The sequence below is a fragment of the uncultured Nostoc sp. genome (assembly GCF_964245445.1).
Taxonomy (GTDB): domain Bacteria; phylum Cyanobacteriota; class Cyanobacteriia; order Cyanobacteriales; family Nostocaceae; genus Nostoc.
On the sequence record NZ_CAXTNE010000409.1, the window covers coordinates 1 to 2,800 of the forward strand.

Here is a 2,800-nt window from a genome sequence, read left to right on the forward strand (position 1 = left end):
CCGTAGCTTATAAAGGGGGGAAATTAAGCAAGTTTACCCCCTCCCCTTGGTAAGGGGAGGGTTGGGGTGGGGTGCAAGAGGATTCATGAGGCAATTCGATGAATGCTTTTGACTTGGCACAGTCGAGCAGCAAATAACAAGACAGCCAAAATATCTTCAGATTCTAAATCGTCATAATCTTTCAATATTTCTTCAGTACTCATACCAGAACTAAGCAGTTCCAAAATAAACTCAACTGGATAACGAAGTCCTCGAATACAGAGTTTACTGTGGCAGATATCTGGATTATGAGTAATGCGTTGTAGAAGTGTGTCATTCATAAAGAAATATTCATAAATTATGACGATATTTTTGTTCTCATAAGCTAATTCTAGATGCCAAATAGCGACGGCAAAAAAATAATTGTAGCTACAAATAAATACTTTTGACTGTTAATTTATTTTTGATTCAAGGATTTACAAGTATAAAATTATACTTTAATATATAAATAAGAAAGGCGATCGCCCTCTGCCAAGAATCTGCGATCGCCTTTCTGTAAACCCCCATTCTGGGAGACAATTACAATGATGGCACAAGTACAAAAGTTTGTAAAAAATCAGAAGTTCGCCCAATCAAAATTACGACAGTACTTAGAGGGCGAAAACTTAAATACACCCATCCTGAATCAATCTTCTGAAAATCAATTACCGAAAAGAGAACCGATTAAACATTTATTAATAGGTTCTCCAAAAGCAGTTACTAGCACAATTCACTATCTGCAAGTGATTGGCTACGCCAGCATCGGCGATTGGAGTCCGCTACTACCAACCGCCAACCCAGGCGAGGTAATGAGTATTTTAATCCGTCAGATTTTAATGCAATAGGACATATCAATTTATTTCTTGGAAGTCTCCAAGTCGAATTACCCCCCTTAATCCCCCCGATGTATTGGGGGGAAGCCGGAAATCTAGTTCCCTCCCCTTATAAAGGGGAGGGTTAGGGAGGGATAAAACCTTGGTTAATCAGCTATTTTAGACTTGTGTGTACACCGTAGCTAAAGCATCAAGGAGGGTTGGGGAGGGGTGTACCTCATGTAGTTGCAAAACACTGTATTAGTGATCAAGCTTGGTCGTTAAGGAAATATTCATAAACTCTTACCATATTTTTTTCTCATAAGCTAATTATTAGATGCGAACTGACAGCAGCTCATTGCGATCGCATTCACTAGATGTTAAAACTTTTGGTGTATTGACTTATACGCAAATTACCCCACTCGAATTATGATCGCATACATTTAACCCTCTTCAAAATCCACCACAAGCACGTTAAGCTGGATTAGAGTGGCAATTTATTGCGATTTTTAATATATAAATCTCTGTTCTTGTCAAATTTTAATTTTTTCTGCTTGAGAAACCCGGAATGCTAGACCGAATTTTTGATTACCTCGACTTTCACTTCAGCGTTGAAGCCCCTATAGTTCTGCTGATCCTGGTGCTTTTAGAGGCGCTGTTATCTGCCGACAATGCCATCGCCCTAGCTGCGATCGCTAGGGGGCTGGAAGACAAAGAACTTGAGCGTAAAGCTTTGAACTTTGGTTTAGTCGTTGCTTATGTGCTGCGAATCACCTTGATTCTCACTGCCACTTGGGTACAACAATTCTGGCAATTTGAATTATTGGGCGCTGCTTATCTGCTGTGGTTGGTATTCCAACACTTTACCTCAGAAGAAACCAAGGACGATCACCATCACGGGCCGCGTTTTAATTCATTGTTGCAAGCCATACCCGTGATTGCATTTACAGATTTGGCATTTTCTTTGGATAGCGTGACAACTGCGATCGCAGTTTCTCAAGAAAAATGGCTAGTGCTAACGGGTGCAACAATTGGTATTATTACGCTGCGATTTATGGCGGGATTGTTTATCCGTTGGCTAGACGAATATGAAAACCTAGAAGACGCAGGCTATGTAACTGTAGCGTTGGTAGGCTTGCGCTTGTTGTTGAAAGTGGTGAACGATAGTTTAGTTCCACCAGAATGGATCATGATTGCTGCCATCTTCCTGATTTTAGGCTGGGGATTTTCCAAGCGTGTTGCCACTGAATTGTCCCAAGTAGAACCAGAAAAGAGCGAAGTCTCGAAGTAAAAAGAGCAGGGGGCAGGGGGCAGGGAGAAATAACTAATTCCTAGTCCCCAGTCCCCAGTCCCTATTGTCTTACTCGTGCAACCAAGGCGTTAAGTGTGGTTGCCAATTCACTAATTCTTCATCCTTAAACCATAGAGCTATTTCCCGTTGCGCGGTTTCTTGAGCATCAGAACCGTGGATTAAGTTGCGACCAATATCCAGACCAAAGTCGCCGCGAATCGTTCCTGGCTCTGATGTTAAAGGGTTCGTCGCACCAATAATCTTTCTGGCAGATGCAATAACACCATCACCTTCCCATACCATCGCCACCACTGGACTAGAAGTGATAAATTCGACTAAACCAGCAAAAAAGGGACGTTCCCGGTGAACATCATAGTGTTGTTGGGCCAATTCCCGACTAACTTTCAGAAACTTTAAACCAACTAGGGTAAAACCTTTAGTTTCAAAGCGACGGATAATTTCCCCCACTAATCCCCGTTGTACTCCGTCTGGCTTAATTGCTAAGAATGTACGTTCCAAAGCTATCTCCAAAAACTTAATGAATTTTTTATTTTGTCATTTGTCAATTGTCATTTGTCATTTGTCCTTTGTCATCCTCTGTCTTGAGTCTAAGGGTTTTGCACTAATGACCAATGACCAATGACCAATGACCAATGACCAATGACCAATGACCAATGAC

The 2,800-nt window shown here is 41.4% G+C and carries 4 protein-coding genes; 2 read left to right on the forward strand and 2 right to left on the reverse strand.

Translation table 11 applies throughout. The annotated features are described in order from the left end of the window. Positions 1 to 83: 83 nt before the first annotated feature. A complete protein-coding gene (locus ACFE90_RS36115) occupies positions 84 to 320 on the reverse strand; it encodes a DUF433 domain-containing protein (RefSeq protein WP_375507055.1) in 237 nt (78 codons plus the stop codon). 243 nt (positions 321 to 563) lie between these two features. Between ACFE90_RS36115 and ACFE90_RS36120 the strand changes: the two genes are divergently transcribed. Both ACFE90_RS36120 and ACFE90_RS36125 read left to right on the forward strand, forming a co-directional pair. Continuing rightward, the gene (locus ACFE90_RS36120; protein ID WP_375507056.1) at positions 564 to 863 is read left to right on the forward strand and encodes a hypothetical protein; all 300 of its coding nucleotides are present in this window, start codon (positions 564 to 566) and stop codon (positions 861 to 863) included. Positions 864 to 1,398: 535 nt separating this feature from the next. Then, positions 1,399 to 2,121 carry a TerC family protein gene (locus ACFE90_RS36125; RefSeq protein ID WP_375507057.1) on the forward strand — a complete coding sequence of 241 codons (723 nt, stop codon included), beginning with the start codon at positions 1,399 to 1,401 and terminating at the stop codon, positions 2,119 to 2,121. Positions 2,122 to 2,190: 69 nt separating this feature from the next. On the opposite strand, the gene ndk is transcribed toward ACFE90_RS36125, so the two are convergent. Further along, positions 2,191 to 2,640 carry a nucleoside-diphosphate kinase gene (ndk, locus tag ACFE90_RS36130; protein ID WP_375507058.1) on the reverse strand — a complete coding sequence of 150 codons (450 nt, stop codon included), beginning with the start codon at positions 2,638 to 2,640 and terminating at the stop codon, positions 2,191 to 2,193. Between the last annotated feature and the right edge of the window lie 160 nt (positions 2,641 to 2,800).

Coding starts and splice junctions, on each gene's coding strand:
- ACFE90_RS36115 (WP_375507055.1), bottom strand. CDS start 320: ATGAATGACACACTTCTACAACGCATTACTCATAATCCAGATATCTGC.
- ACFE90_RS36120 (WP_375507056.1), top strand. CDS start 564: ATGATGGCACAAGTACAAAAGTTTGTAAAAAATCAGAAGTTCGCCCAA.
- ACFE90_RS36125 (WP_375507057.1), top strand. CDS start 1,399: ATGCTAGACCGAATTTTTGATTACCTCGACTTTCACTTCAGCGTTGAA.